1 protein-coding gene is annotated in these 1,344 nt (G+C 64.6%); it reads left to right on the top strand.

Going from position 1 to position 1,344, the window contains the following annotated elements:
* Position 1 precedes the first annotated feature (1 nt).
* Positions 2-1,330 (top strand): argininosuccinate synthase, encoded by a 1,329-nt coding sequence (gene argG / locus BRAS3843_RS05000; protein WP_035980869.1) that lies wholly within the window; start codon positions 2-4, stop codon positions 1,328-1,330.
* Positions 1,331-1,344: the final 14 nt, after the last annotated feature.

The raw sequence follows: 1,344 nt of genomic DNA, 5'->3' as shown, positions 1-1,344 counted from the left end.
GATCCTGAAAAGCCTGCCCACAGGGGAAAAAGTCGGCATTGCGTTCTCGGGCGGCCTCGACACCAGCGCGGCGCTGCTATGGATGAAGCTGAAGGGCGCCCGCGCCTTCGCCTACACCGCCAATCTCGGCCAGCCCGACGAGGCTGACTACGACGAGATTCCGCGCAAGGCGCTCGCCTTCGGCGCCGAGAAGGCCCGGCTGGTGGATTGCCGCACCCAGCTGGTCCATGAGGGCATCGCCGCGATCCAGTCCGGCGCGTTCCATATCTCGACCGGCGGTGCGACCTATTTCAACACCACGCCGCTCGGCCGCGCGGTGACCGGCACCATGCTGGTCGCAGCGATGAAGGAGGACGGCGTCAACATCTGGGGCGACGGCTCGACCTACAAGGGCAATGATATCGAGCGGTTCTACCGTTACGGCCTGCTGACCAATCCGAACTTGAAAATCTACAAGCCTTGGCTCGACCAGGCCTTCATCGACGAGCTCGGCGGCCGCGCCGAGATGTCGGCGTTCCTGACCGCCAACGGCTTCGACTACAAGATGAGCGCCGAGAAGGCCTATTCGACCGACAGCAACCTGCTCGGCGCCACCCACGAGGCCAAGGATCTCGAGAACCTCAATAGCGGCATCCGCATCGTCAACCCGATCATGGGCGCGCCGTTCTGGCGCGACGATTGTGCCGTCAAGGCCGAGACGGTCACCGTGCGGTTCGAGGAGGGCCAGCCGGTCGCGCTGAACGGCCACACCTTCACCGACCCGGTCGCGCTGTTTCTCGAGGCCAATGCCATCGGCGGCTGTCATGGTCTCGGCATGAGCGACCAGATCGAGAACCGGATCATCGAGGCCAAGAGCCGCGGCATCTATGAGGCGCCCGGCATGGCGCTGCTCTACATCGCCTACGAGCGTCTGCTCACCGGCATCCACAACGAAGACACGATCGAGCAATACCGCATCAACGGGCTGCGCCTGGGCCGGCTGCTCTATCAGGGCCGCTGGTTCGATTCCCAGGCGCTGATGCTGCGCGAAACCGCGCAGCGCTGGGTCGCGCGCGCCATCACCGGCGAGGTGACGCTGGAGCTGCGCCGCGGCAACGACTACTCGATCCTGAACACCGAGAGCCCCAACCTCACCTATCAGCCGGAGCGGCTGAGCATGGAGAAGGTCGAGGATGCGGCGTTCACGCCGGCCGACCGCATCGGCCAGCTCACCATGCGCAACCTCGACATCACGGATACCCGCACCAAGCTCAATCTCTACGCGGAAACTGGCCTGATCTCGAACCGGGAGGGCGCCCAGATCTTCCAGCTCGAGAGCGACAAGGACTGAGGCGAATTCGGCAC

It is taken from the genome of Bradyrhizobium sp. STM 3843, from assembly GCF_000239815.1.
Lineage (GTDB): Bacteria > Pseudomonadota > Alphaproteobacteria > Rhizobiales > Xanthobacteraceae > Bradyrhizobium.
Note: the sequence above shows the minus strand (reverse complement) of the source record. Positions and strands in the feature narration are given on the sequence as shown.